The organism is Ideonella dechloratans (genome assembly GCF_021049305.1).
Lineage (GTDB): Bacteria > Pseudomonadota > Gammaproteobacteria > Burkholderiales > Burkholderiaceae_C > Ideonella > Ideonella dechloratans.
In genome coordinates this window covers 626,082-652,093 of sequence record NZ_CP088081.1, presented here as the reverse complement: position 1 = coordinate 652,093, position 26,012 = coordinate 626,082, and the positions used below count along the sequence as shown (strand labels likewise).

The 26,012-nt window shown below is 68.8% G+C and carries 24 protein-coding genes; 7 read left to right on the top strand and 17 right to left on the bottom strand.

The annotated features are described in order from the left end of the window. Nucleotides 1-5: 5 nt before the first annotated feature. The 14 genes from LRM40_RS03000 to LRM40_RS02935 all read right to left on the bottom strand — a co-directional run bounded on the left by LRM40_RS03000 (nt 6) and on the right by LRM40_RS02935 (nt 15,013). Nucleotides 6-1,136: an acyl-CoA dehydrogenase family protein gene (locus LRM40_RS03000; RefSeq protein WP_151125129.1), complete on the bottom strand. Its 1,131-nt coding sequence runs from the start codon at nt 1,134-1,136 to the stop codon at nt 6-8. Between the two features lie 37 nt (nt 1,137-1,173). Further along, the gene (locus LRM40_RS02995) at nt 1,174-1,845 is read right to left on the bottom strand and encodes an SDR family oxidoreductase (protein WP_151125130.1); all 672 of its coding nucleotides are present in this window, start codon (nt 1,843-1,845) and stop codon (nt 1,174-1,176) included. Then, nucleotides 1,842-2,504 (bottom strand): LysE family translocator, encoded by a 663-nt coding sequence (locus LRM40_RS02990; protein ID WP_151125131.1) that lies wholly within the window; start codon nt 2,502-2,504, stop codon nt 1,842-1,844. Before LRM40_RS02990 ends, LRM40_RS02995 begins: the two co-directional genes overlap by 4 nt. 4 nt (nt 2,505-2,508) lie before the next feature. Then, on the bottom strand, nt 2,509-3,687 hold the full coding sequence (locus LRM40_RS02985) for an acetyl-CoA C-acyltransferase (RefSeq protein ID WP_151125132.1): 1,179 nt from the start codon (nt 3,685-3,687) through the stop codon (nt 2,509-2,511). A gap of 25 nt (nt 3,688-3,712) precedes the next feature. Then, nucleotides 3,713-5,515 carry a bifunctional isocitrate dehydrogenase kinase/phosphatase gene (aceK, locus tag LRM40_RS02980; protein WP_259372482.1) on the bottom strand — a complete coding sequence of 601 codons (1,803 nt, stop codon included), beginning with the start codon at nt 5,513-5,515 and terminating at the stop codon, nt 3,713-3,715. A gap of 27 nt (nt 5,516-5,542) precedes the next feature. Continuing rightward, on the bottom strand, nt 5,543-6,226 hold the full coding sequence (can, locus tag LRM40_RS02975; RefSeq protein ID WP_151125133.1) for a carbonate dehydratase: 684 nt from the start codon (nt 6,224-6,226) through the stop codon (nt 5,543-5,545). Between the two features lie 81 nt (nt 6,227-6,307). Further along, the gene (locus tag LRM40_RS02970) at nt 6,308-6,736 is read right to left on the bottom strand and encodes a MerR family transcriptional regulator (RefSeq protein ID WP_231067694.1); all 429 of its coding nucleotides are present in this window, start codon (nt 6,734-6,736) and stop codon (nt 6,308-6,310) included. Nucleotides 6,737-7,067: 331 nt separating this feature from the next. Then, a complete protein-coding gene (locus LRM40_RS02965; protein ID WP_151125135.1) occupies nt 7,068-7,955 on the bottom strand; it encodes a M48 family metallopeptidase in 888 nt (295 codons plus the stop codon). Nucleotides 7,956-7,988: 33 nt separating this feature from the next. Then, nucleotides 7,989-8,750, bottom strand: coding sequence for a lysophospholipid acyltransferase family protein (locus tag LRM40_RS02960; protein WP_151125136.1), 762 nt, complete (start codon nt 8,748-8,750; stop codon nt 7,989-7,991). A 7-nt stretch (nt 8,751-8,757) separates the two neighbouring features. Then, complete coding sequence (gmhB, locus tag LRM40_RS02955; RefSeq protein ID WP_151125137.1) at nt 8,758-9,366, bottom strand: D-glycero-beta-D-manno-heptose 1,7-bisphosphate 7-phosphatase; 609 nt, start codon at nt 9,364-9,366, stop codon at nt 8,758-8,760. 4 nt (nt 9,367-9,370) lie between these two features. Then, entirely contained in the window at nt 9,371-11,512 is a 2,142-nt protein-coding gene (gene glyS, locus LRM40_RS02950) for a glycine--tRNA ligase subunit beta (RefSeq protein WP_151125138.1), read from the bottom strand. A gap of 5 nt (nt 11,513-11,517) precedes the next feature. After that, nucleotides 11,518-12,468, bottom strand: coding sequence for a glycine--tRNA ligase subunit alpha (gene glyQ / locus LRM40_RS02945; RefSeq protein ID WP_022979611.1), 951 nt, complete (start codon nt 12,466-12,468; stop codon nt 11,518-11,520). A gap of 95 nt (nt 12,469-12,563) precedes the next feature. Further along, on the bottom strand, nt 12,564-14,114 hold the full coding sequence (gene lnt / locus LRM40_RS02940) for an apolipoprotein N-acyltransferase (RefSeq protein WP_231067693.1): 1,551 nt from the start codon (nt 14,112-14,114) through the stop codon (nt 12,564-12,566). Further along, on the bottom strand, nt 14,111-15,013 hold the full coding sequence (locus tag LRM40_RS02935; protein WP_375138580.1) for a CorC family transporter: 903 nt from the start codon (nt 15,011-15,013) through the stop codon (nt 14,111-14,113). Before LRM40_RS02935 ends, lnt begins: the two co-directional genes overlap by 4 nt. 190 nt (nt 15,014-15,203) lie before the next feature. Between LRM40_RS02935 and LRM40_RS02930 the strand changes: the two genes are divergently transcribed. From LRM40_RS02930 to LRM40_RS02905, 6 genes are all read left to right on the top strand, one after another. Then, nucleotides 15,204-16,241: a CobW family GTP-binding protein gene (locus LRM40_RS02930; protein ID WP_151125139.1), complete on the top strand. Its 1,038-nt coding sequence runs from the start codon at nt 15,204-15,206 to the stop codon at nt 16,239-16,241. 344 nt (nt 16,242-16,585) lie between these two features. After that, nucleotides 16,586-17,065, top strand: a complete 480-nt coding sequence (gene dksA / locus LRM40_RS02925) for an RNA polymerase-binding protein DksA (protein WP_211373030.1) — start codon at nt 16,586-16,588, stop codon at nt 17,063-17,065. Between the two features lie 33 nt (nt 17,066-17,098). Beyond that, nucleotides 17,099-18,946, top strand: coding sequence for an STAS domain-containing protein (locus LRM40_RS02920; RefSeq protein ID WP_151125141.1), 1,848 nt, complete (start codon nt 17,099-17,101; stop codon nt 18,944-18,946). 62 nt (nt 18,947-19,008) lie between these two features. Then, complete coding sequence (hslV, locus tag LRM40_RS02915) at nt 19,009-19,560, top strand: ATP-dependent protease subunit HslV (RefSeq protein ID WP_151125142.1); 552 nt, start codon at nt 19,009-19,011, stop codon at nt 19,558-19,560. Then, nucleotides 19,557-20,930, top strand: a complete 1,374-nt coding sequence (gene hslU, locus LRM40_RS02910; protein WP_375138581.1) for an ATP-dependent protease ATPase subunit HslU — start codon at nt 19,557-19,559, stop codon at nt 20,928-20,930. The genes hslV and hslU overlap by 4 nt, the downstream gene beginning before the upstream one ends. 55 nt (nt 20,931-20,985) lie before the next feature. Beyond that, the gene (locus LRM40_RS02905) at nt 20,986-21,891 is read left to right on the top strand and encodes a potassium channel family protein (RefSeq protein ID WP_231067692.1); all 906 of its coding nucleotides are present in this window, start codon (nt 20,986-20,988) and stop codon (nt 21,889-21,891) included. On the opposite strand, the gene LRM40_RS02900 is transcribed toward LRM40_RS02905, so the two are convergent. The 3 genes from LRM40_RS02900 to LRM40_RS02890 all read right to left on the bottom strand — a co-directional run bounded on the left by LRM40_RS02900 (nt 21,838) and on the right by LRM40_RS02890 (nt 24,178). Next, nucleotides 21,838-22,608 (bottom strand): type III pantothenate kinase, encoded by a 771-nt coding sequence (locus LRM40_RS02900; RefSeq protein WP_151125143.1) that lies wholly within the window; start codon nt 22,606-22,608, stop codon nt 21,838-21,840. The genes LRM40_RS02905 and LRM40_RS02900 overlap by 54 nt on opposite strands. Nucleotides 22,609-22,693: 85 nt before the next feature. Continuing rightward, on the bottom strand, nt 22,694-23,578 hold the full coding sequence (locus LRM40_RS02895; RefSeq protein WP_151125144.1) for a sigma-70 family RNA polymerase sigma factor: 885 nt from the start codon (nt 23,576-23,578) through the stop codon (nt 22,694-22,696). A gap of 120 nt (nt 23,579-23,698) precedes the next feature. Further along, nucleotides 23,699-24,178 carry an EF-hand domain-containing protein gene (locus tag LRM40_RS02890; RefSeq protein ID WP_151125145.1) on the bottom strand — a complete coding sequence of 160 codons (480 nt, stop codon included), beginning with the start codon at nt 24,176-24,178 and terminating at the stop codon, nt 23,699-23,701. A 191-nt stretch (nt 24,179-24,369) separates the two neighbouring features. On the opposite strand from LRM40_RS02890, the gene LRM40_RS02885 reads away from it, so the two are divergent. After that, nucleotides 24,370-25,839 (top strand): AMP nucleosidase, encoded by a 1,470-nt coding sequence (locus tag LRM40_RS02885; RefSeq protein WP_151125146.1) that lies wholly within the window; start codon nt 24,370-24,372, stop codon nt 25,837-25,839. Nucleotides 25,840-26,012: the final 173 nt, after the last annotated feature.

Here is a 26,012-nt window from a genome sequence, read left to right as displayed (position 1 = left end):
ACGGTTCAGACCAGCGCCCTTCCGATCAGGATCTTCTGCACTTCCGAGGTGCCTTCGTAGATCTGGCAGACCCGCACGTCGCGGTAGAGCCGCTCCACCGGGAAGTCGGTGACGTAGCCGTAGCCGCCATGCACCTGGATGGCCGCGGAGCAGACACGCTCGGCCATCTCGCTGGCAAAGAGTTTGGCCATGGCCGCCTCCTTCAGGCAGGGTCGGCCGGCGTCCTTCAGGCTGGCCGCATGCCAGATGAGCTGGCGCGCGGCCTCGATCTGGGTGGCCATGTCGGCCAGCTTGTGCTGCAGGGCCTGGTGCTCGAAGATGGGCACGCCGAAGGCGATCCGTTCCTTGCTGTACTTGAGCGCCGCCTCGAAGGCCGCACGGGCCATGCCAATGCACTGGCTGGCGATGCCGATGCGCCCGCCCTCCAGGCCCGACAGGGCGATCTTCAGCCCCTGCCCTTCCTCGCCCAGCCGGTTGGCCACCGGCACACGGCAGTTTTCAAACAGGATCTGCGCGGTGTCCGAGCTGTGCTGGCCCATCTTGTCCTCCAGCCGCGCGACGATGTATCCCGGCGTGTCGGTGGGCACCAGGAAGGCGCTGATGCCCTTCTTGCCCGCGGCCTTGTCGGTCACGGCCATCACGATGGCGACCTGCCCGTTCTTCCCGCTGGTGATGAACTGCTTGACGCCGTTGAGCACGTAGTGGTCGCCGTCCCGCACCGCGGTGGTCTTCAGCCCGCCGGCCTCGGAGCCCACATGCGGCTCGGTCAGGCAGAAGGCGCCCAGCATGTCGCCGCGCGCCAGGGGCTTGAGAAAGCGCTGCTTCTGGTCCTCGTTGCCGAAGGCCATCAGGATGGAGCAGACCGGGCAGTTGTTGACGCTGACCACGGTGGAGGTGCCGCCATCACCGGCGGCAATTTCCTCCAGGATCAGCGACAGGGCCAGGTAATCCAGGCCGGCGCCGTCGTACTCGGGCGGCACGGCCACGCCGTAGCAGCCCAGTTCGGCGAGGCCCTTGAGCTCCGCCGCGGGGAAGTGGTGTTCCTTGTCCCAGCGCGCGGCCTGGGGCGCGATACGGTCCTGCACATAGGCCCGCACCGCGTCCTGCACGGCGCGGTGGTCGTCGTCGAGCAACATGTCTCTTGTCTCCGGGAATCGTTCTGGGAACGACGGATCACCAGTCCAGGGGCTGGCCGTCGTGGTTCAGGAAGCGGCCGTGGTCGGCCGGGGTCAGGGCCGCCAGCGTGGCCCGCAGGTCGGCGGCGCTGCGCGCCACGTCCAGATCGGCATCGGCGCCGCCCATGTCGGTGCGCACCCAGCCCGGGTGCAGGGCCACGCACAGGGCCCGGCCGGCCAGGGCCAGCGACAGGTCCTTGAGCACCGAGTTGAGCGCGGCCTTGGAGGCCCGGTACAGCCAGCCCGTGGGGCTGCCGCGCCGGCCGATGGCCCCCATGCGCGAGGACAGCAGGCCCAGCCGGGCCTGGGGCGCCAGCGCGTCCAGCAGCTGGGGCAGCACCTGCATGGCACCCAGCACATTGGTGTGCATCACCCGGTCGAAATCGGCCAGCGTGGGCGACTGCAGGCCGGTGGTGGACGGGCCGTAGACGCCGGCGCAGAACCAGACGGTGTCAAAGGACTCGCCATCGATCTGCCAGGCCAGGCCGGACACGCTGACCGGGTTGGCCACGTCGAGCCTGAGCGCCCGCGCGCCCAGGGCCTGCAGACGGGCCAGACCGGCGTCGTCCCGGGCGGTGGCGACCACCGCGCGGCCCTCGGCCCGGTGCTGGCGCACCAGCTCCAGGCCGATGCCGCGCGAGGCGCCGATGACCAGCACCGACGGGCTCACGCGTGCACCTCCGCCCGCGACAGGCGCAGGGCCAGGCCCAGGAACAGCAGGCCACCCGCGGCGTTCAGCCAGCGGCCCAGCCGGGCCGAGCTGCCCACCGCGCGGTGCAGACGCTGCGTCAGCCACACCACCGCGGCCAGGAACAGCGTGCCCTGCAGCACGAACCAGGCGCCCAGCAGCAGGAAACTCAAGGTCTTGTGCGGGGCCTGCGGGGTGATGAACTGCGGCAGGAAGGCCAGGAAGAACAGGGCCACCTTGGGGTTGAGCACGTTGGTGAAGAGGCCCTGGCGGAAGACCTGCATGCCGGTGCGCGCGACCACCGGCGCTTCGGTGGCCGCCGCCGCGGGAGCCGACCACGCAGCCTGTCGCAGCATGCCCAGGCCCAGCCAGACCAGGTAGGCCGCACCGGCCCACTTGAGCACGGTGAAGGCCCAGGCGGACACGGCCAGCAGGGCGGCCAGGCCGAAGGCCGCCAGCAGCGCGTGCACCACGCAGCCGGCGCCGACGCCCAGCGCCGCCGCCAGCCCCTGGCGCCAGCCGCCCGCCAGGGTGCGGCTCACCGTGTAGAGCAGGTCGACCCCGGGCGTGGCGTTGAGCACCAACACGGCCAGCGCGAACAAGGCCGGCTGGTGCAAACCCAGTTCACCCACGGTCGGCATGGGCTCAGAGCAGTTCCAGGCCCAGGGCGGTGGCTTCGCCGCCGCCGATGCACAGCGCCGCGACGCCGCGCTTCTTGCCCTGCTTGCGCAGCGCACCCAGCAGGGTCACGACGATGCGGGCGCCGGAGGCACCGATCGGGTGACCCAGGGCGCAGGCGCCGCCGTGCACGTTGACGATCTCGTGCGGCAGCTTGTACTCGGTCATCGCGGCCATGGTCACGGCGGCGAAGGCCTCGTTCACTTCCCACAGGTCGACCTGGTCGGCCGTCCAGCCGGACTTGGTCAGCACCTTCTGGATGGCGCCCACCGGGGCGATGGTGAACCATTCCGGCGCCTGGGCATGCACCGCGTGGGCGGTGATGCGCGCCAGCGGGGTCAGGCCCATCTGGGCGGCGGTGGATTCACGCACCATCACCAGCGCGGCGGCACCGTCGGAGATGCTCGACGAGGTGGCGGCGGTGATGCGGCCTTCCTTCAGGAAGGCGGGCTTCAGGCTGGGGATCTTCTCGGGCTTGGCCTTGTAGGGCGACTCGTCCTTGGCAAACACCGTGTCGCCGGCCTTGCCCGGCAGGCTCACCGGGGCGATTTCCCAGTCGAAGCTGCCGTTCTCGTTGGCTTCCTTGGCGCGGGCCAGCGAGGTGATCGCGAACTGGTCCATGGCCTCGCGGCTGAAGTCGTACTTGCCCACGCACTGCTCGGCGAACACGCCCATGGCCTTGCCGCGCTGGTAGGCGTCTTCCAGGCCGTCCATGGCCATGTGGTCGTACATGGTGGTGGCGCCGTACTTGACGCCCTTGCGCGCGAACATCAGGTGCGGGGCGTTGGTCATGCTTTCCATGCCACCGGCCACCATCACGTTGGCCGAGCCGGCGGCCAGCATGTCGTGGGCGAACATCATGGCGCGCATGCCCGAGCCGCACATCTTGCTGAGGGTGACGGCGCCGGTGCTGTCGGGCAGGCCGGCCTTGCGCATGGCCTGGCGGGCCGGGGCCTGGCCCTGGCCGGCCATCAGGCAGTTGCCCATCAGCACCTCGTCCACGGCGTCGCCCGGCACACCGGCGCGCTCGACGGCAGCCTTGATCGCCACCGCGCCCAGTTCCCAGGCGGCAAGGGAAGAAAAGTCTCCGAGCAAGGCGCCGATGGGGGTGCGGACAGCGCTTGCGATGACGATGGATTCGGCCATTTGAGTCTCCTAGGGTTGCCGTGAATCAGTGTCCGCCAATGGCGGCCAGGCGGCGCCTCACGGCAAAGCGCCGGCCTGGGTCATAAGGGAATACGTCCTGCACATCGCCCGCCTTGATACGGGCCTGGTGGCCCTGCCAGAACGCGGCATCGAGCAGATCGGCATGATGCGCCATGAAGACCTCGCGCACCGCCTGGTTGCCCAGCAGGAAAGGACCGAAGGTCTCCGGGAAGACATCCTTGGGCCCCACCGAGTACCAGATCTCGCCTGACATCTCGTCTTCCTCGGTGCGCGGCGGTGGCACGCGGCGGAAGTTGCAGTCGGTGATGTATTCGATCTCGTCGTAGTCGTAGAACACGACCTTGCCCTGGCGGGTCACGCCGAAGTTCTTCCACAGCATGTCACCGGGGAAGATATTGGCGGCCACCAGGTCCTTGATCGCATTGCCGTACTCGACCACCGCCTCTTCCAGCTGGGTGGGCGTGGCCTCCTGCAGGTAGAGGTTGAGCGGCACCATGCGGCGCTCGATGTAGACGTGCTTGAGGATCAGCTCCACGCGGCCGTCGCCGTCGCGGTCGGAGATCTCCAGCTGGCTGGGCGCGAAGCGGCGGATCTCCTCCACCAGTTCGTCCTCGAAGCGCTCGAGCGGGAAGGCGACGTCGGAGAACTCCAGCGTGTCGGCCATGCGGCCCACCCGATCGTGCTGCTTGACCAGCAGGTACTTGCCCTTGATCTGCTCGCGCGTGGTGTCCTTCTGCGGCGGGTAGTAGTCCTTGATCAGCTTGAAGACGAAGGGGAAGCTGGGCAGGTCGAACACCAGCATCACCATGCCCTTGATGCCGGGGGCGATGCGGAAGTGGTCGCTGGAATGGCGCAGGTGGTAGAGGAAATCGCGGTAGAAGATGTTCTTGCCCTGCTTGTGCAGACCCAGGGCGTTGTAGAGTTCCCAGCGCGGCTTGCGCGGCATCATCGAGCGCAGGAACTGGACATAGGCGCTGGGGATCTCCATGTCCACCATGAAATAGGCCCGCGCGAAGCTGAACAGCATCTGCAGGTCGTCCTCGCCGATCAGCGCGGTGTCGATGACCAGCGCATCACCCGCCTCGTTGTAGAGGATGGGCAGCGAGAAGGGCAACTCGCGGTAGCCGTTGACCACCTTGCCGATGACGTAGGCCCCCTTGTTGCGGAAGAACAGGGAGCTCAGCACCTGGATCTGGAAGTTGGCCCGGGGGCGGAAGTCGCCCAGCTCGGCCCGCAGGTCGGCCACCACGTCGGCCACGTCCCGGTCCAGGTCCTCGAAGGGGCGCTGCAGCTGGAAGTTGTGGACGATGCGCAGGAAGGCGTCGTGCAGGGACTCGGGCGTCGGGTAATAGACCCGGTAGGTCGGCGTGGCGGCAGGTTCGTCGTTCTCGATGTACTCGGTCGAGACCGCCGGCCGCACGAAGATGAAGTCGTTGTGGAAGTAGCTGCGGTGCAGGATGTGGGTGGTGACCGAATTGAAGAAGGTCTCCGCCAGCTCGGGCTGATGGTGCTCGATCAGCAGGCCGATGTAGTGCAGCTTGGCCTGGTGCCAGACCTCCATCGACAGGCTTCCGGCGCCGAAGTCCCGCTGCAGCTGTTCCACAGCCTCGCCCACCCGCAGATCGTAGAAGACGATGCGGTCGCGCTGGGCCTTCTGCTGCCCCAGCCAGTCGGCTTGCTCGAAACGTTGCTGCGCCTGCGCGCTGCTCTCCCGGAACAGCCTGTAGTGCTTGTTGAAGCCCTCCAGCAGGGCCCTGGCCATCTCGAAGGCCTGCTGATCATTCAGCTGGGTCGGGAACGTCGGCACGGTCTCGGTCTTTCCAGGACGAACGGCTCAGTGCGCCGCACCGGCGCCCAGCTCGGCCAGGTAGCGCGACTTCACTGCGGCCAGCGCCTTCTCGTAGGCGGGCATCACCTCCGATGCGCAGGTGGCGGTGATGTTGAGGTCGTTGATGATCCCATTGTGCAGACCGTACACCCAGCCATGGATCACCACCGGCTGGCCGCGGGTCCAGGCATCCTGGACGAAGGTGGTGTCGCAGACATGACGCACCTGTTCCAGCACATTGAGTTCGCACAGGGCCTCGACCTGGCGCTCCATCGGCAACTGGGCCAGGAAGGGCTGATGACGGTCGCGCACATCGCGCACATGGCTGAGCCAGTTGTCCACCAGCCCCACACGCAGGTTGTAGACGGCCGCGCGCACGCCACCGCAGTTGGAATGGCCCACCACCATGATGTGCTGGACCTTGAGGGCATCCACCGCGAACTGGATGACCGACATGGCATTCAGGTCGGACTGGGCCACCACATTGGCCACGTTGCGGTGAACAAACAGCTCGCCCGGCAACAGCCCGACCAGCTCATTGGCCGGCACGCGGCTGTCCGCGCAGCCGATCCACAGGTACTGCGGCGTCTGCTGCTTGAGCAGCCGGGTGAAGAAGCCCGGCGAACGGGCCTCGGTGGCGGCGGCCCATTGGCGGTTCTTCTCGAAAAGCTCGTCCAGTTGGAAATTCATCGTGTTTGCTGCGGTGCATCAACTGCCTGCAGTGTAATCAGCCACCCTTGCCCAGGCTGACAGGGTTCACGCGGATCAGCATCAGGCCGCCTCGCCACCAGGGAACGACTTTTCCAGAAGTTGCCGACATCGGCTTTCATGCTCGTCAATCTCCGCCAAAGTCACCCGGATGTCGTCCAACTGCTGCGCCAGCTGCCGACGGTGGGCCTGCAGCACCTGGATGAAGGCCTCGAGCTGCGGGCGGGTGTCGGTGCCCGTTTCGTACATGTCCACCAGCTGCTTGATGTCCTGCAGGGGCAGGCCCAGGCGCTTGCCCCGCAGGGTCAGCTTCAGCCGGGTGCGGTCGCGATGGCTGTAGATGCGGTGACGCCCCTCGCGACGGGGCTGCAGCAGGCCCAGGTCCTCGTAGAAGCGGATCGCCCGAGGCGTGATCTCGAACTCCTGCGCCAGTTCGGTGATGGTGTAGTTCACCGACACGGGGCGGGAATCGCCCTCCAGGGCAGCCTGCATGGCGGAAATCGGTCGGGACTCAGAAGGCATGGGCGATGGCAGGCAGAAATGACGTTTACGTCAACGTCAATTTCGAGTCTACGTGAAGTGCCCTGTTCTTGCCCAGGGGATGCACCCGGGGTGCACGGCCGCCGCGTCGCGCCCGGATGTGATGGCAAAAAAAAGCCAGCCAGGTTGCCCTGGCTGGCTGAGCTGTGTGACCTTCCCTGAAATGCCTTCAGTCACGTGTTGACAGCAGTGCAAGCAGTTTGCCCTCTGGCGCCCGCCAGGCCTATCCCCAGTCAGGGTGACCGCGCTCATCAACTTTATGGAGGCACCTGCCGGGGACCGCTCAGTCGAACAGCGGCAGCACCGGGGACTTGAGGGCCGCCCGCCGGGCATCCAGATCGGGAATCACCGAACGCACCACCTCCCAGAAGGCCGGGCTGTGGTTCATCTCGCGCAGATGGGCGAGTTCGTGGGCCACGACGTAGTCGATGACGGCCGGACTGAAATGGATCAGCCGCCAGTTCAACCGGACCGAGCCATCGGCCGAGGCGCTGCCCCAGCGGGTCTGCGCGGCGCTCAGCCGCAGGCGGCGCAGGGTGACGCCCAGCCTCTGAGCGAAATGCGCGCAGCGCCCCTCGAAGTGACGCAGCGCCTCCTGCTGCAGCCAGGACTGGACGGTGTCGCGGATCTGGCTGGCCGCGGCGCCGGGCGCCAGGCCGAGGCGCAGCTCGCGCGGGCCGTCCGCCACCAGCTGGGCCCCGACCACCCGGGCATCCAGCCGGAGCACCAGCGGCTCGCCCAGGAAGGGCAGGCAGGCGCCCTCTTGCCATTCGATCCGGGAGGCCTCCAGGTGACGGCGGCGGTCGCGTTGCTCGCCCAGCTTGCGCAGGATCCAGCCGGACTTGGCCCGCAGGGCCTGGTCGATGTCGCCCTGCCCCACCCAGCGCGGCGCGCTGACGGACAGACCGTCGGGGCTGACGACGAAGCCGATGGACTTTCGGCGGGCCCTGCGCAGCCGGTAGGCCACCCGACAGTCGCCGAACTGGATCTCGCGGTCGGCCTGGGGATGGGCGTGGACCACCGTGGCCACCGGCGGCGCGGGACGCGCAGGCACCGGGGCGCCCGTCGCCGGCGCCGGCCGCAGCACCTGGCCCAGAGACGGGAAGGCCGCGTCGATCACGTCGAACAAGGACATCTGTTCCGGCTGGGCGGCATCACGACGGGCGGCCATGGGCGGCGATTCTAGGGCGCCCGTCCCCGGCTGTCAGGCGCCGGCCGCGTAGGCCTCGGGGTCGAGGCGGCGCATCTCGGTCTCGATCCAGTCCTCGACCTCGCGCATCAGTTCTTCCGGCGCGCGGCCTTCGGAAGCGATGGGCCGACCGATGGAGATCGTCACCAGCCCGGGGCGCAGCAGGAAGCTGCGGCGCGGCCAGCAACGCGCCGAGTTCACCGCGATCGGCACGATGGGCACGCCGGTGGCGATCGCCAGCCCCGAGGCGCCGGTCTTGTAGGTGCCGCGCTCACCACGGGCGATGCGGGTGCCTTCGGGGAACATGATGACCCAGTTGCCCAGACCCATGATGCGCCGGCCCTGCTCGGCCACCTTGTTCCAGGCCTCGGTGCGGCGCGAGCGGTCGATGTGGATCATGTCCAGCCGGGCCATGGACCAGCCGAAGAAGGGAATCCACAGCAGCTCGCGCTTGAAGACGTAGCACAGCGGATGCGGCATCAGCGCCGGGTAGGCGAAGGTCTCCCAGGTGGACTGGTGCTTGGAGGCCAGCAGCACCGCGGCCTGGCCGTCGGCGGCGGTGGGCACGTTCTCCATGCCGATGACGCGCCAGCGCACGCCGCAGATCAGGCGCGCGCCCCACAGGGCCACGCGCAGCCAGCCCGCGCAGATCCAGTACAGCGTGTTGCCGCGCAGCACGATGGACACCAGCACCACGAAAGTGCCCCAGGGGATGACGGTGATGGCCATCCAGAGAAAGAACAGGGTCGAACGCAGGACCCATCCCAGACGTTGCATGGAAACCTCAGTGGCCTTGAGCGTCGTTCGAGGCGGGTTTGGCCGCCGCGTCGCGCTGAAGCAGATAACGGGCAAAAGCGCCCAGATCGTCGTGCACCACGGTGCCGGGCACGGACTGCACCCATTGCAGGCGCTCGTCCTCGGTGACCTCGGCGGCACGGCCGGTCTTGATCAGGTGCGGCGGGCAGCCGGCTGCCTGGGCGGCCTGCAGGTCGCGCAGGGTGTCGGCCACCATGGGCACCTGCTTCAGGTCCACGCCGTAGCGGCGGGCGATGTCGAACATCATGCCCGGCTGGGGCTTGCGGCAGTCGCAGGCCTCCTCCGGGGCATGGGGACAGAAGAACACGGCGTCGATGCGGCCGCCCTTGGCCGCCAGCATCTTCATCAGCCGCAGGTGCACCGCGTTGACCGAGGCCATGTCCACCAGGCCGCGGCCGATGCCGCCCTGGTTGGTGGCCAGCACCACATGCCAGCCGGCATGGTTGAGCTGGGCCACGGCCTCCAGCGCGCCGGGAATGGGCTCGAGCTCCTCGGGTTCCTTGACGTGGTCCTCGCGGAAATGGTTGAGGATGCCGTCGCGGCCGATGATCATGAGCTTGGGCGCGGTGACCGGCATGGGCTCAGCTCGCCAGGCGGGACAGGTCGGCCACGCGGTTCATCGCCCCGTGCAGACCGTTGAGCAGGGCCAGACGGTTGGCGCGCAGGGCCGGGTCCTCGGCATTGACCATCACGTCCTCGAAGAAGGCGTCCACCGGTGCCTTCAGGGCCGCCAGGGCCTGCAGCGAAGCGGTGTAGTCGTGGGCCTCGAAGCGGGCGTCCGCCTGCGGTGCGACCTCGGCCAGCGCCGCGGCCAGGGCCTGCTCGGCGGGCTCCTTCAGCAGGGCGCTGTCGATGGCCGTGGGCAGCGTGCCCTCGACCTTCTTCAGGATGTTGGACACGCGCTTGTTGGCCGCGGCCAGCGAGGCGGCCTCGGGCAGCGCGGCGAAGGCGCGCACCGCCTCCAGGCGACGGGGCACCTCGCCCAGGCGGGCCGGGGTCAGCGCCAGCACGGCATCCACTTCCTGGGCGCTGTAGCCCTGCTCGCGCAGGGACACCGCCAGGCGGTCGGTGAAGAAGCCCAGCAGGGCCTCGGCCGGGTTCTGGATCAGCTCGCCGAACACCGGCACGGCCGCGGCGACCAGCGCCGGCAGGTCCAGCGGCAGATTCTTCTCGACCAGGATGCGGATCACGCCCAGCGCATGGCGGCGCAGCGCGAACGGGTCCTTGTCGCCGGTGGGCAGCTGGCCGATGCCGAACAGACCCACCAGGGTCTCCAGCTTGTCGGCCAGCGCCAGCACGGTGCCGGTGTGGTTGCGCGGGAGCGCGTCGCCGGCAAAGCGGGGCTTGTAGTGGTCTTCGATGGCGATGGCCACGCCGTCGCGCAGGCCCTCGGCGCGGGCGTAGTAACCGCCCATGATGCCCTGCAACTCGGGGAACTCGCCCACCATGTCGGTCAGCAGGTCGGTCTTGGCCAGGCGCGCGGCCTCCTGGGCCTTGCTGTCGAGCACGTCGAACTCGTCCTTGGCCTCCACCGTGAAGGGCACGGTGGCCATGCGCAGCTGGTTGACGATGGCGTGGGCGATCAGGCGCACCCGCTCGGCGCGCTCGCCCTGGGTACCCAGCTTGCCGTGGTAGACCACCTTGGCCAGGCCCGGCACGCGGCTGGCCAGGGTCTTCTTGCGATCCTGGTCGAAGAAGAACTTGGCGTCGGCCAGGCGGGGGCGCACCACCCGCTCGTTGCCGCCGATCACCGCACTCGGGTCGACCGGGTGGATGTTGCTGACGATCAGGAACTTGTGGGTCAGCTTGCCGTGGGCATCCAGCAGCGGGAAGTACTTCTGGTTGGCCTTCATCGTCAGGATGAGGCACTCCTGCGGCACGGCCAGGAATTCCGGCTCGAACTGGCAGGTCAAGACATTGGGCTTCTCGACCAGGGCGGTGACCTCGTCGAGCAGGGCCTCGTCCTCGATGGGCTGCAGGCCTTCCTTCGCGGCGGCGGTCTGCAGCTGGCGCACGATCTCGGCGCGGCGCTCGTCGAAGCTGGCGATGACCGCGCCCTGCTCGCGCAGCTGCCGTGCATAGCTTTCGGCATGGTCCACCGTGACCACCGGCGTGGTGGCCTCGAAGCGGTGGCCCTGCGTCTCGCGGCCGGCGTTCAGGCCCAGGGCCTGCACATGCACCACATGCTCGCCATGCAGCGCGACCAGGCGGTGGGCCGGGCGCACGAACTTCACGTCGCTCCAGCCATCGGCCAGCTGGTAGGTCATGACCTTGGGAATGGGCAGCTTGGCGATGGCCTCGTCCAGGGCCTTCTGCAGGCCCTCGGGCAGCAGCGCGCCGGGCACCAGGCTGTCGAGGAACAGGGCCTCGGCCTTGCCGTCGGGCAGGCGCTTGAGCTGCGGCAGCACGGAGGCATCCGCGCCCACGGCCGCCAGCTTCTTGAGCAGCGCGGGCGTGGGCTGGCCATCGGCCGTCAGGGCCACGGCCACCGGCATCAGCTTCTGCTGCACCGCGCGGTCGGCCGCCTTGGACAGCACACCGCTCACGGCCACGCCCAGGCGGCGCGGCGAGGCGAAAGGCGTGACGGTCGCATCGGCCGGGGCCAGGCCCTGGGCCTGCAGGCTGGCGGCCAGGGTGCTGGCAAAGGATTCGCCCAGCTTCTTCAGCGCCTTGGGCGGCAGTTCTTCGACGAACAGTTCAACGAGGAGGGTCTGTGCGGTCATGGTGTTCAGGCCCCCTTCTTGGCGGCCGCCTGGGCGGCCTTCTCGGCCTTGTCTGCAATCTGGGCGGTGACTTCGTCGGCCCAGGCCTTGGGGGCCATCGGGAAGCCCAGCCGGGCCCGGCTGTCCAGGTAGCTCTGGGCCACCGCGCGCGCCAGGTTGCGGATGCGGCCGATGTAGGCGGCCCGCTCGGTCACGCTGATGGCACCGCGCGCATCCAGCAGGTTGAAGGTGTGGGCCGCCTTGAGCACCTGCTCATAGGCCGGCAGCGCCAGCTGGGCGGCGATGAGCTGCTGGGCATTGCCCTCGTGCGCGCCGAAGGCCTGCAGCAGGAACTCGACGTTGCTGTGCTCGAAGTTGTAGGTCGACTGCTCGATTTCGTTCTGCAGGAACACGTCGCCGTACTTCAGGCCGTCGGTGTAGACCAGGTCGTAGACGTTCTCCACGCCCTGCAGGTACATGGCCAGGCGTTCCAGGCCGTAGGTGATCTCGCCGGTGATGGGCTTGCAGTCGATGCCACCCACCTGCTGGAAGTAGGTGAACTGGGTCACCTCCATGCCGTTGAGCCAGACCTCCCAGCCCAGGCCCCAGGCGCCCAGCGTCGGGTTCTCCCAGTCGTCCTCGACGAAGCGCACGTCGTTCTTCTTCAGGTCGAAGCCCAGGGCCTCCAGGCTGCCCAGGTAGAGCTCCAGGATGTTGGCCGGCGCCGGCTTCAGGACCACCTGGAACTGGTAGTAGTGCTGCAGGCGGTTGGGGTTCTGGCCGTAGCGGCCGTCCTTGGGGCGGCGGCTGGGCTGCACATAGGCGGCCTTCCAGGGCTCCGGCCCGATGGCGCGCAGGAAGGTGGCGGTGTGGCTGGTGCCTGCGCCCACCTCCATGTCGTAGGGCTGCAGCAGGGCGCAGCCCTGGCTGCCCCAGTAGTCCTGCAGGCGAAGAATCAGTTGCTGGAAGGTGAGCATCACGTCAGGCCGGTCGTTGCGCCGGCATTCAGGGGCTGGAACGGCGCCTCCGGCCACCCCGGCCGGAGCCGGGACAGGGAAGCGAACCGTTCATTTTAGGGTTGCGTGGGCGGCTTGGACCGCCGCCGGCGCGTCAGCAGGGCCGGCAAGGCGCACAGCGCCCCCGCCAGCCACAGCGGCAGCAGATGCCAGCGCGCCAGCCAGGCAGCGTAGGGCGTGAGGCCCTCCCGCCCTTCGACCACCACATCCAGCCGCCCGGGCGTCCACGCGGGCAGGCGGGCGGTGACCTCGCCATGGTGGTCGATGGCCGCGGTGGCCCCGGTGTTGGTGGAGCGCACCAGCGGACGCTGGAACTCCATGGCCCGCATGCGGGAAAACTGCAGATGCTGGTCCTGCATCATCCAGCGGCCGAACCAGGCCAGGTTGCTGGCATTGGCCAGCACGGTGGGTGATTGCGGGCCGACCAGGCTGTCGGCAAAGTCCTCGCCGAACAGGTCCTCGTAGCAGATCAGCGGCCGCACCCGCTGGCCACCCACCTCGAACGGCTTCTGGCTCTGACCCCGGGCCTGGTCGGCCAGCGGGATGTGCATCATCTCCACGAACCAGTGAAAGCCCGGCGGAATGAACTCACCGAAGGGCAGCAGGTGACGCTTGCCGTAGCTGTAGTCGTGGCCGGCCCGCACGGTGGCGGCCGAGACGCCCAGCATCGAATTGACGTAGCCCCGGTCGTTGTCGCCCAGGAAGGTGCCCATCAGCACCGCACGGTCACCCCGCGTGAAAGGCGCGATGAGGCTCTGCCAGTAGACCGGGTCGAGGTCGCTCTGCGGCACGGCCAGCACGGACTCGGGCGTGAGCACCAACTGCGCCGGCGCGGCCAGCACCTGCTCGCGCAGGGCGAGCATATTGCCCGCCAGGCGGTTGGGGTCGAACTTGATGTCCTGCGGCACATCGGGCTGCAGCAGGCTGACCGAGATCTGCCCGGTCGGGCGGGTGAAATCCGACGGTGCCAGCGCGGCCGCCAGCGGCAGGGCGACAGCCAGCAGCACCAGCCCACGCCCCCCGGAGCTGCGCCACAGCGCGCGCCCCTGTCCCAGCAGCCCCCCCCACAGCGCCGCCGCCGCGGTCAGCCCATAGACGCCCACCCAAGGCGCCAACGGCGCCAGCAGGCCATCGGTGTGGGCATAGCCCGGCGCCGCCCAGGGAAAGCCGGTGAACCAGCTGGCCCGGGCCAACTCGGCCAGCAGCCAGGCACCGGTGTAGAGCAGCACATCAAGGACCGGACGGCCGGTGCGCCAGCGGGCCACCGCCGCCATGGCCGCGGCCAGGTAGAGCGACAGAAAAGCCGCCAGCAACAGCACCGCCGCCCCGGCCAGCGGGGGCGCCAGGCCGCCGAAGTCGTGCATGCTGATGTACAGCCACCAGAGCGAGGACACCAGCCAGCCCAGGCCGAACAGCCAACCGGCCAGGGCCGCCCGCCGCGGCGCCAGCCGGCCCACGGCCCAGGCCAGGACGGCCAGGGCGGGAAGCTGCAGGAACCAGGCCCCCAGCGGTGCGGTGGAGGCGGTCAGCAGGGCCCCCGCGGCCGGCAGCAGGGCCCAGCCCCAGGCCGGCCAGCGCCCGGAGGCTTCACGCCACAGGGGCTTCACGCTGCGGTCTCACCCGGTGCAAGGCGGCGGACCTTGAACCAGCGCACGGCACCGCCACGGGCCAGAATCACGTTGAATTCCAGGCCATGGAGCTGCACGGCCTCGCCACGGCGGGGCACACGGCCCAGCTCGTGGGCCACCAGCCCGCCCACGGTCTCGAAGTCGGCCTCGGGCAACTGCACGGCCAGGGCCTGGTTGACCTCGGGAATGGCGGCGTCGCCGGCCACCCGGTAACTGCCATCGGCCAGGGTGTAGACGCCACTCTCGGCATCGGCCTCGTCGAACTCGTCCTCGATCTCGCCGACGATCTCCTCGAGCACGTCCTCGATGGTGATCAGTCCGGCGGTGTTGCCGAACTCGTCGATCACGATGGCCAGGTGGTTGCGGTTGCTGCGGAAGTCGCGCAGCAGCTCGTTCAGCCCCTTGGATTCGGGCACGAAGACGGCCGGCCGCAACAGGGTGCGCAGGTTCAGCTCGGGGGCCCTCTGCAGCTTGAGCAAGTCCTTGGCCAGCAGGATGCCGATGATGTTGGCCCGCCCCCCCTCCGTGACCGGAAAGCGCGAATGGCCGGTGTCGATCACCGTCGCAAGGATCTCGTCGTACGGGGCGTCGATGTCGAGCATGTCCATGCGGGGCTCGGCCACCATCACATCGCCGGCCACCATGTCGGCCATGTGCAGCACGCCTTCGAGCATGGCCCGCGACTGGGGCTCGATCAGCTCGCGATGCTCGGCCTCGGCCAGCGTCTCGATCAGTTCGTCCTTGGAATCGGGACCGGGCGAGATGAACTCGATCACCCGATCCAGCAGGGTGCGGCGATCGCCGCCATGGGACAGACCGGGGCGCTGGCCCCGGTGGGAACCGCCACGCGGCGGTCGACTAGGCTGAGGTTCGGACACGTCGCTTGTGCCGGCAGTGAAGGAGGGTCAAGAATACTCGATCCGCTTGACAGGTCTTGAGGCATGGTCGAGAGTGTCCGGCCTCTTGCGGTGCCTTCCCGAAGGAAATCGCCGCGGAACATCGCCGAAAAATCGACAGTGGGCCACCGGCAGAACCCTGCCCGCGGCCTCTCCACGGAGTCCTGCTTCCATGTCCCTCATTCCCGCCACCATCCTCACCGGTTTTCTCGGCTCCGGCAAGACCACGCTGCTCAAGCGGGTGCTGTCCGAAGCCCATGGCCAGAAGATCGCCGTGATCGAAAACGAGTTCGGCGCGGAGAACATCGACAACGACATCCTCGTGTCCGACACCCAGGAGCAGATCATCCAGCTGAGCAACGGCTGCGTCTGCTGCACCATCCGCGAAGACCTGCGCAGCACCCTGTCGGACCTGGCCCAGCGCCGCCGCAAGGGCGAGCTCGATTTCGAACGCGTCGTCATCGAGACCACCGGTCTGGCCGATCCGGGCCCCGTCGCCCAGACCTTCTTCATGGACGACGAGGTGGCCGAGAGCTTCCAGCTCGACTCCATCCTGACCCTGGTCGACGCGGTGCACGCCAACGAGCAGCTCGACACCCGCCAGGAGGCGCGCCGCCAGGTGGGCTTTGCCGACCAGATCTTCATCAGCAAGACCGACCTGGTGAAGGACGAGGCCGTCGAGGCCCTGTCGCACCGGCTCAAGCACATGAACCCGCGCGCACCCCAGCGCCGGGTGCATTTCGGCGAGGTGCCCATCGCCGAGGTCTTCGACCTCAAGGGCTTCAACCTCAACGCCAAGCTGGACATCGACCCCGACTTCCTGAAGGCGGAGGAGGACCACGACCATCATCACCATGATCATGACCATGAACATGGCGAGCACTGCGACCACCCGCACCACCACCATCACGACGACGATGTGAAGTCCTTCGTCTTCCGCACCAGCAAGCCGCTGTCGCCGGCCAAGCTGGAGGACTTCCTGGGCGCCATCGTGCAGGTGTACGGCCCCAAGATGCTGCGTTACAAGGGCGTGCTGTGCCTCAAGGGCAGCGAGCGCAAGGTGATCTTCCAGGGCGTGCACCAGCTCATGGGCAGCGACCTGGGACCGAAATGGGCCCCGGGCGAGGCCAAGGAGAGCAAGATGGTGTTCATCGGCATCGACCTGCCCCAGGAAATCCTGCTGCAGGGCCTGGAAGGCTGCATCGCCTGAGCGCCGCGCGGCGTGAAAGCCGCACGCACGGTCAGGCTGGCTACAATCCGCGCGCCCGAACATGGTGGGAGTGGTGGGAGAACCACAACCCGCCGGTCCGGCAAGGGTATAAAGCCCTTTCACTCGCGCAATGGTGAGGAGACCCGACCGTGAGCAAGACACCGGCCAAGACGGCGCCCCGGAGCAGCGACTCCGAGGCAGACACCGGCAAGAAGCCCTCCGCCCGGGGGGCCGCCGCGAAATCGGCCGCACCGCGCCCTGCTGCTGCGCCCATGGCATCCACGGCCAGCTTCAACGACCGTTTTTCCCCAGCGCCTCCCCCGGCCCGACCTGAACACGAACCCATGACTGCAGTGAAGACCGCCACGAAGGCCGACCCCAAACTCGCCAATGCCTGGAAGACCAAGGCTGGCGGAGAACTCACCGAAGCCGAGCTTCTGGCGATGCCGGATTCGGAGTACATGAACGAGAAGCAGCTGGAGTTCTTCCGCACCCGGCTGCAGGCCCTGAAGGACGACCTGCTGTCCAACGCCGGCCAGACCACCGAGAACCTGCGCGAAGACACCTCCATCGTGCCCGATCCGGCCGACCGCGCCACGATCGAGGAAGAACACGCCCTGGAGCTGCGCACCCGTGACCGCGAGCGCAAGCTGCTCAAGAAGATCTCGCAGTCGCTGGCCCGCATCGAGTCCGGCGAATACGGCTACTGCGACGAGACCGGCGAACCCATCGGCCTGGGCCGTCTGCTGGCCCGACCGACCGCCACGCTGTCGCTGGAAGCCCAGCAGCGCCGTGAGCTGAAGCAGAAGATGTTCGGGGACTGATGCCCCGTTTCCCCCAGCAGCAAGGCAGGATCCATGGCCAGCGGTAACGGAGACGGCGTGTTTCGCCGCATGGTCAAGATGGTCGCGCACCCGGCGCGCGAGCTGATCAGCCGCCCGCCGGACGCGGCCTCCAGCCAGTTTGCCGACGTCGAGAAGGCCGAGCTCAAGGCCATGATCGAGCGCAAGCGGCGCAACGATTTCGTGCGCAAGCGCGAGCTGGACATGCTGCGGCGCATCCGCCGCGAGGGCCTCAACGCCGAGCAGGCCCAGGCCTTGAGTGCCTCCTCCCGCATCGACGACAGCGACGTCAAGGCCACCCAGCTGCCAGGCGGCCCCGACCGCAGCGTCAAGGCCAAGATCGACGCCATCGAGCGCCAGATGGTGGGCATGGCGGGCAGCGCAGGCGCCCGCATGCCCAAGGGCGTGGCCCCGCCGCCCACCCTGAGCACCCCCTTGCCGCCGCCCAGCGCGCCGGTGCGCCAGCTGGCCACCCCGGCGCCCGTGCCCATGCACAACGACGATGCCACCCGCCCGATGGTGGACTGGCATGAGACAGGCCTGCCCAAGGCCGGCGAGCCATTGCCCCCGGGGCTGCCGCCCGGCATCACCGTGCCGGTGCTTCACGACACCCTGCCGCCCCCGCTGGAACCCCTGCCGGCACGCGCCTCGAGCGCTTCCGGCGGCGCCAGCGCCGCCAGCCCGACGCCCTCGCCCGCCGCACCGGCGACCCCCTCGCCTGCGCCAGCGCCCGCTGCGGCCGGCCAACCGATCGGTCAGGGGCATGTGCCGGACATGGAGGTCAGCGAGATCTCCCATGACCAGGAACTGGACGAGGCGGTCATCGCCTTCGCGAATGCCGACTTCGCCCTGTGCGAGCGGGCGCTGCGTCAGCTGACCGGCGCCAACGGCCTGCGGCATGGCCACAACGACACCTGGCTGGTGCTGTTCGACTTCTACCGCGCCACCGGTCAGCAGGCCAATTTCGACAGCCTGACCAACGACTACGTGATGCAGCTGCAGCGCTCGGCGCCGCAGTGGTATTCGCTGCCCCAGCTGGTGGCCGAGGCCACGGCCGCGCCGGCGCGCGGCCACGCCAGCGAGGTCCAGATGGTGGCCTGGGTCTGCCCGGCCGACCTGGATGTGGACGGGGTGGCCCAGCTCGATTCCCAGACCCTGCAGCTGCCCCAGCCCTGGGCCCTGGACTGGACCCGGCTCGCCCACCTGGATGCCGACGCGGCCGCCCGGCTCTATCGCCTGATGCAAGGCTGGGCGCGGCAGCCCTTGCAGATGCGCTGGCTGGGCACGGACCGCCTGTTCCAGGTCCTCCAGGAAGCCGCACCGGTGGGCATGCGCGATGCCGATCCGGCCTACTGGATGACGCGCATGGAAGCCTTGCGCCTGGTGAACCGGCCCGACCAGTTCGACGAGGTGGCCATCGACTACTGCGTCACCTACGAGGTGTCTCCGCCGAGCTGGGAGAAGACACGCTGCGCGGTGCGGCTCGATGGTGCTGGCGCCAGCACCCAGGCGGCGCCCCTGTCCGTGATCAGCGAAGCCGTGACCACGCTGCAGGAGCTGGGCGAGGGCGAAGGCAGCCAGAGCCTGACCACCCTGGAGCTCTCGGGCCAGCTGTCGGGCGACATCGGCGCCCTGCTGGGCGTGCTGGACAGCCGCCTGGGCGAAGCGAAACTGATCCACATTTCCTGCGCGCTGCTGATCCGGGTGGACTTCATCGCCGCAGGCGATCTGCTGAACTGGGTCATCGCCAAGCGGGCCGAAGGCCGGCAGATCCGCTTCACCGACGTGCACCGCCTGGTGGCGCTGATGTTCCGTGCCATGGGCATCATCGAGCACGCCCCGGTGCAGCTGCGCCAGGTCTGATCCGCACCGGCCCCTCCCCGGGGGCTTGAGATCCGCTCCGGCGTCCCCAAGTACGTCGGACGATGAACACCTACCACGGCACCACCATCCTCAGCGTGCGCCGCCAGCTGCCCGACGGGCGCTGGCAGGTGGCCCTGGGCGGCGACGGCCAGGTCACCCTGGGCCACACCGTCGTCAAGTCCAGCGCGCGCAAGGTCCGCAAGCTCCACCATGACAAGGTGCTGGCCGGCTTTGCCGGCGCCACGGCCGACGCCTTCACACTGTTCGAGCGTTTCGAATCCAAGCTGGAGAAGCACTCCGGCCACCTGGTGCGCGCGGCCATCGAGCTCACCCGCGACTGGCGCACCGACAAGGTGCTGCGCAACCTGGAGGCCATGCTCGCCGTGGCCGACCGCGACGCCTCCCTGATCATCACCGGCAACGGCGATGTGCTGGAGCCGGAGCTGGGTCTGGTGGCCATCGGCTCGGGCGGCGCCTACGCCCAAGCGGCCGCCAAGGCGCTGCTGCTGCATTCCGATCTGGACGCCCCGACCATCGTCAAGAAGTCGCTGGAGATTGCCGGCGACATCTGCATCTACACCAACCAGAACCACACGATCGAGGTGCTGGAATGAGCACGGACACCACGCCCGACACCCCCTCGATGATGACGCCGCAGGAGATCGTCTCCGAACTGGACCGCCACATCGTCGGCCAGAACGCCGCCAAGCGCGCGGTGGCCATCGCCTTGCGCAACCGCTGGCGGCGCCAGCAGGTCGAGCCCAAGCTGCGCGCGGAGATCACGCCCAAGAACATCCTGATGATCGGCCCGACCGGCGTAGGCAAGACCGAGATCGCCCGCCGCCTGGCCCAGCTGGCCGACGCCCCCTTCATCAAGGTGGAGGCCACCAAGTTCACCGAGGTGGGCTATGTGGGCAAGGACGTGGACACCATCGTCCGCGACCTGATGGAGGTGGCCATCAAGCAGGAGCGCGACGCCGCCATCCGGCGCCACCGCATGCGCGCCGAGGAAGCCGCCGAGGAGCGCATCCTGGACATCCTGGTGCCCCCGCCGCGCCATGGCGGCGCCGAGTTCGGTTTTGCCGCCTCCGCCGCCCCGGCCCCGGACAACACCGCCCGCCAGATCATGCGCAAGCGCCTGCGCGAAGGCGCGCTGGACGACAAGGAGATCGAGCTGGAACTGGCCGAGACCCGGGCCAACGTCGACATCGTCACCCCGCCCGGCATGGAGGAGATGGCCGAGCAGCTCAAGGGCCTGTTCTCGCAGATGGGCACGGCCAAGAAGACCCAGCGCAAGCTCAAGGTGGCCGAGGCCCTGCGCCAGCTGACCGACGAGGAAGCGGGCAAGCTGGTCAACGAGGACGACATCAAGGCGCGCGCGCTGCACAACGCCGAGCAGAACGGCATCGTCTTCATCGACGAGATCGACAAGGTGGCCACCCGCAGCAACACCCAGGGCAGCGATGTCTCGCGCCAAGGCGTGCAGCGCGACCTGCTGCCCCTGGTCGAGGGCACGACCGTGCAGACCAAGCACGGCATGGTCAAGACCGACCACATCCTGTTCATCGCCTCGGGCGCCTTCCACCTCTCCAAGCCCAGCGACCTGATCCCCGAACTGCAGGGCCGCTTCCCGATCCGGGTCGAGTTGCAGGCCCTGTCGGTGGACGATTTCCAGGCCATCCTCTCGAGCACCCATGCCAACCTGGTGCGCCAGTACCAGGCCCTGCTGGCCACCGAAGGCGTCACGCTGGAGATCGCGCCGGACGGCATCCGCCGACTGGCCGAGATCGCCTACGAGGTCAACGAGCGCACCGAGAACATCGGCGCGCGTCGCCTGGCCACGGTGATGGAACGCCTGCTCGACGAGATCAGCTTCGACGCCCCCCGCCATGCCGGCCAGACGGTCACGCTGGACGCGGCCGCGGTGGGTGCCAAGCTGGGCGAGCTGGCCCACAATGAGGATCTGTCGCGTTACATCCTCTGAGGGGGCTTGACCGGGCGCAAGCCGGCGGGCCGCCCGCCTGCCCTAGGCTCGTCGCATGCCACGCCCGCCCTCCCCGTCAGTGCCTTCGCCGGATTCCCAGAGCTTCGTCGACCGCGTCGCCGGCTGGGGCCTGAGCCCGGTGGCCCCGGACAACCCCCGGGCCCATCGCATCGAGCAGGCCTGGCGCTGGCCGATCATGGCGGTGCTGGTCTGCACCATCCCGGCCTTCTACGCCGAACTGCTGCAGGACCGTCCCTCCCAGCTGGCCGACATGGCCTACCTGGTGGCCGCCATGGTGGTGGGCGCCGGGCTCACCCATGTCAGCTGGTACACCCGTCGCCCGCTGGCCCACCTGCTGGCCAATCCGACCGATATTGCATTGGTGCTGGGCCTGCTGGCGGCCGCCTTCATCCCCGGCAGCCGCAGCTCCACCCTGGCCCTGGGCCTGCGCCTGCTGGTGGCCTTCCTCACCCTGCTGCGCATGGTCTGGGCGCAGCAGCATCTGGTCACCCGCGGCGGGGTGACCTACCTGCTCACGGTGTCACTGGGCGTGTTGCTGGCCTGCGGCCTGGGCTTCTGGTGGCTGGAACCCACCACGCCCACGCTGGCCGATGGCATGTGGCTGGCCTTCACGACGGCGGCCACGGTGGGCTATGGCGATGTGGTGCCCACCACGGCCGCCTCGAAGATTTTTTCGGTCTTCGTCGTGCTGCTGGGCTTCGGCGTGCTCACGCTGGTCACCGCGGCCATCGCCACCAAATGGGTGGAAACCGAGGAGCGGCTGATCGAGCGCGAGATCATCCACGACATGCGCCACGAAATGACACTGCTGCGGCGGGAACTGGCCGCCCTGCGCAACGAGGTGAGCCGCTATGTGGAGAGCCACCCTCCCGCCGCCGCCCCCGGCTCACAGGGCCAGGCGGTGGGACTGGATCTGCAGCAACCCGTCAAAGATGAGTGACTCCACGAGCTCGTGGGGCATGTCCAGGTAGGGTGCCACCTTCCAACCGGCGCCGCCGGTCATCAGCAGCATCGGCTCTTCGCCATCGCTGTGCTCGGCCAGGTGCCGGCGCATGCGGGCGATCGCGCCGGTGATGGCATAGGTGCCGCCGCTGGTCAGGGCGTCGGAGGTGTTGGCCGGAAAGGGCACCACCTCGCCGGTGGGCACCCGCAGGCCGGCCGTGCCGCTTTCCAGGGCGCGCAGCATGATGCCGTGACCCGGCAGGATCAGCCCGCCCAGGAAGCGGCCGTCACGGTCCAGGGCATCGACCGTCACGGCCGTGCCCACCATCACCACCACCACCGGCCGCGCCGGCCCACGGGCGAGCATGTGGCCGCGGGCGCCGATCAGCGCCACCCAGCGGTCGGCGCCCAGGCGCATCGGGTGGTCGTAGCCATTGGTCACGCCCGCCTCGTGGGCCGAAGGCACCACCCAGCGCGGCGTCAGGTCCCAGAGTTCCAGTTGCTCTTCGACTCGACGGCGCACCGCCTCGCCGGCGACGACACAGCCCAGCATGGAGGACGGCACCGGCAGTGACCGCCAGTCCTGCTCGGCCAGCACGTCGATGTTCTCGAGGAACACCGCCCCCTGGGCCAGCACAGCGGCGCCCGGCTGAGGCGAGGCGTAGAGCGCCCACTTCAGCCGCGTGTTGCCGATATCGATCGCCAGAAAACTCATCGCGGGTCCATCGCTGTCAGTCGGTCCGGGGGATTATCGGCCCGCCATGCCCCCGGGGTCTGTCGGGCTCGCCGACTTCGACCGATCAGGCGTCGGTGACAGGATCGACCGGAGCGCGCGAGAGCACCTTCTCCATGAGTTCGCCCCAGCTGCCGGCCGGCGAGCGGGCCAGCTCGCGCTCGCGCTGGACGATGAGCTCCTGGAAGGCGGCGGACTGCTTGTCGGGGTAGCGGTCCAGGGCGCGCTGGCGCGGCGGCTCGGCGAAATGGGCTGCCGCCTTGCGCACCACCGAGTGGTAGATCTGGGACACCCGGGACGGTGTGACCTTGAGGGACTTGGCCACCTCCACCGGCGTCAGGCCGACGCCCAGGTAGGACTCGATCACCAGGCGCTCCCGCTCGGGCAGTTCGGCGAAGAACTGCTCCAGGCGGCGCAGCACAATGCCGGTGTCCACCCGCGCCTCCACCTCTTCCTGCGGCGTGGCCGGGTGGTGGCGGTGGCTGGCGTCGTCGGGCTCGTCGTCCAGGCTGCTCTGGTTGCGGCCCATCTGGTCGGCCTGCAGCAGCGCCTGCACCTCGTCCATGTCCAGCTCGGTCAGCTCGGTCAGCGCGGCCAGGGAGGGTTCCTTGCCGTGCCGGCTGCGATAGCGCTCACGCGCGATCTGGATGATCTTGATCTTGCGACGTTCCCCGCGGGAAAGGAAGTCCATCTGGCGCAGCTCGTCGAGCATCGCGCCCTTCACGCGCATGCGCGCGTAGCGCACGAAGGCCTGCTGGGCCTCTTCGGATTCGCGATCACCCTCCCATTCGAAGGTGACGGCGGCCTGCGCCACGGCGATCAGGCCGACCTGGATCAGATCGGCGCGCTCCACGTTGGCAGGCAGATGGCGCACCAGCGCCTGCGCCTGCTTGCGCACCCAGGATTGGTTCTTCGCAATGAGAACCGAGGGCACACCATCCATGGAGATCATGCCCCGATCTTAGGGACGGAAGCCCCGCCCCCGATAGACCGAGCAACCCTGTTTTCGTCCCCAAGTTCACAGGCTTGAGGACTTGACAGCGCACAGGAGGCGCCACCGACAGGTCCGGAATCAGGGCTTCTTGCGCAGGGCGGCCAGCTCGGCGGGGCTCAGCTGACCGTCGTGATTGGTGTCCAGCGTGTCGAAGTCGGCCGCCAGCCGGGGGTGCCCCGCCACCTCCTCGCGGCTCAGCAGGCCGTCACCGTTCTTGTCGAGCTTGGCAAAGGCGCCGGCCGGTGCAGCGGTCGTCCCGCCGCCCGCCGCCTTGGCGTCCTTGAGGGCCCGGTGATAGGCACGGAACTCCTTGGGGGTGATCTCACCGTCCTTGTTGGCGTCGATCTGGTCGAAATGGGCCGCCAGGGCCGGAGCCGCCTGGGCCTCGGCCCGGCTGATCCGGCCGTCTCCGTTGGTGTCCAGGGCCTTGAAGCGTTCGGCCGCTGCAGCCCGGCCCTGGGCCGGCCCGGAGGCCGCGGTCGAGACAGCGTCGGCGGCATGGGCCAGGGAGGCGGAAAGAGCCGCCGCGACGACGGACAGGGTCAGCAAGGTGCGCATGGACGAGTTCCTCAGACAGTGGATGAGCCGGGGCCGCCCGGGCAGGGCCTGCCGCCGGCTGGTTCAACGGCGCGGGGGCCGACGTCGTTGTCCGCCGTGGCAGAGCCTTACCCATGTTTACATTGCGCCCGCGCGCCTGCAGCCACGTGGCCTTCCGCCCAGGCCCCGCGCACAGGCCCCACAATGGGCCCATGATCGAAGCGCCCTTCATCCCGCCGGAACAGTTCACCGATCCCGACGCGGCCCTGGCCCGCGTGGTCGAGCTCTACAACGCCCAGGTGCAGCACCTGCGGCAGAAGCTGCGCGACTACGTGGCCGGGCAGGACCTGGGCGGCCGGGTGCGGGCCTGGTATCCCAGCGTGCGGGTGCAGGTGGACACGGCCCCGCGCCACGACACCCGGCTGAGCTACGGCTTCGTGGCCGGCCCCGGCCAGTACGAGACCACCCTCACCCGGCCGGACCTGTTCGGCAACTACTACCGGGAGCAGTTCGCCCTGCTGCTGAAGAACCACGGCATCGGGCTGGAAGTGGGGCTGGGCCGGCAGCCGATCCCGGTGCATTTCTCGCTGGCCGACGACGAGCATGTGGAAGGCCACCTGAGCAGCGAACGCCGCCGGCGCCTGTCCGAGCACTTCGACCTGCCGGACCTGGCCGCCATGGACGACGGCATCGCCAACGGCACTTTCGAGCCCGGGCCGCGTGAACCGCAGCCGCTGGCCCTGTTCACCGCGCCGCGGATGGACTATTCGCTGCACCGGCTGCGCCACTACACCGGCACCGCCCCGGAGCACTTCCAGAATTTCGTGCTGTTCACGAACTACCAGTTCTACATCGACGAGTTCATCCGTCTGGGCCGGCAGCTGATGCAGAGCCCCGAGAGCGAGTACACCGCCTTCGTCGAGCCGGGCAATGTGGTGACGCCCCGGGTCGGCCGCGAGGCCCAGGCCAGCGGCTCGCCCCCGCCGCGCCTGCCGCAGATGCCGGCTTACCACCTGGTACGCGAGGACGGCTGCGGCATCACCATGGTCAACATCGGCGTGGGCCCCTCCAACGCCAAGACGGCCAGCGACCACATCGCCGTGCTGCGGCCTCACGCCTGGTTGATGCTGGGCCACTGCGCCGGCCTGCGCAACACCCAGCAGCTGGGCGACTACGTGCTGGCCCACGGCTATGTGCGCGAGGACCATGTGCTGGACGAGGAACTGCCACTGTGGGTGCCCATCCCCGCCCTGGCCGAGGTGCAGCTGGCGCTGGAACAGGCGGTGGCCGAGATCACCCAGCTGTCGGGCTACGAGCTGAAGAAGGTGCTGCGCACCGGCACCGTGGCCACCACCGACAACCGCAACTGGGAGCTGCTGCCGCATCCGGGTCCCGAGCGCCGCTTCAGCCAGAGCCGCGCGGTGGCCCTGGACATGGAAAGCGCCACCATCGCCGCCAACGGCTTCCGCTTCCGGGTGCCCTACGGCACGCTGCTGTGCGTCTCCGACAAGCCGCTGCACGGCGAGATCAAGCTGCCCGGCATGGCCAACCACTTCTACCGCGAGCGGGTGGACCAGCATCTGCGCATCGGCATCCGCGCGCTCGAGCTGTTGCGGGCCGGCGGCTCGGGCCCGTTGCACAGCCGCAAGCTGCGCAGCTTCGCCGAAGTGGCCTTCCAGTAGGCCGTCGGGCCCTCTGCCCCCGGACCTTCCCTTTGGGATGCCCGGGTTTGTTTGCATTCTTTATTGCGAACCACTCTCATTTGCATTAATATTTGTCAAACGGGCCCGGTCGCAGTCGGGCCCGTCACGTTCAGGCCCCCGAAGCAGGACATGCCAGCCACCGCCAGCCGCTG